Below are 1,168 nucleotides of genomic sequence, written 5' to 3'. Positions count from 1 at the left end.
CCCGTGAGGGCTCAAAGGAGAGTTCACCCCATGCACCGTGCGCAACGCCGTCTGCTCGTCCCCGCCGCGGTCGCGGCATCCATCGCACTCGCCCTCACCGGTTGCGGCGCCTCGAACTTCGGCGGCGACTCGGGCGATGCGGCCTCGGAAGAGGGCCCCATCAAGATCGGCGCCGTGCTCGACATCACGGGCGTCGGCGCGAACCTCGGCGTTCCCGAGCAGAACACGCTCAACATGCTCGCCGAGCAGCTGAACGCCGACGGCGGCATCGACGGCCGCGAGGTCGAGCTGATCATCAAGGACAACCAGTCGACCGAAGACGGTGCGGCCAAGGCCACCACCCAGCTCATCGAGAACGACGACGTCGACCTCATCATCGGCTCCTCGCGCACGGGCCCCTCGCTCGCCATGCGCCCGCTCGTCGAGGCTGCCCAGGTGCCGACGATCTCGGTCGCCGCGAACGCCGCGATCGTCGACGGGTCGGAGTGGGTCTTCAAGACCGCGCAGAACGACCTCGTCGTGCTCGAGCGCATCCTCGACGACGCCGAGTCGAAGGGCTACACGAAGATCGCCCTCGTGCGCGACGCCACCGGATTCGGCGAGGGCATCGCCGACATCATCACCGAGCTCGGCGAAGAGCGCGGCATCACCCTCACCGCGACCGAGTCGTTCGAGCCCAGCGCGACCGACTTCACCGCTCAGATGACGAACATCCGCGCGGCCGACGCCGACGCCGTCATCATCTGGGGCATCACCCCGTCGGCCGGCCTCGCGCAGGCCGCGTACGTGCAGCTCGGCGTCAACAAGCCGGTCTACCAGTCGCACGGCGTCGCCAACGACGCCTTCTTCGAGGCCGCCGGCCCCGCAGCCGACGGCGTCATCGCCCCGATGGGCCGCCTGCTCGTCGCCGATGAGCTCAGCGACGACGACCCGCAGAAGCCGGTCATCGACCAGTTCATCGCCGACTACTCCGAGGAGTTCGGCAGCTCCCCCTCGAGCTTCGCCGGTCACGCGTACGACGCCTGGCTCGTCGGCACCGAGGCGATCGCGGCAGCGGGCACCGACCCCGACGCGCTCCGCGACGCGATCGAGGCGACGACCGACCTCGTCGGCATCTCGGGCATCTTCACGATGACCCCCGACAACCACTCGGGCCTCACCGCGGACG

At 69.5% G+C, this 1,168-nt stretch carries 1 protein-coding gene; it reads left to right on the top strand.

The window, feature by feature from the left end:
- Positions 1-30 precede the first annotated feature (30 nt).
- On the top strand, positions 31-1,168 hold a 1,138-nt coding region (locus tag ACFWWU_RS37360; RefSeq protein ID WP_384153696.1), incomplete at its 3' end, for an ABC transporter substrate-binding protein.

Origin of the sequence: Streptomyces sp. NPDC058650 (assembly GCF_042717315.1) — a bacterium.
In the GTDB taxonomy this organism is placed as follows: Bacteria; Actinomycetota; Actinomycetes; order Streptomycetales; family Streptomycetaceae; genus Streptomyces.
The sequence above is the reverse complement of the archived record's forward strand: the minus strand, read 5'-3'. Positions and strand labels throughout refer to the sequence as shown.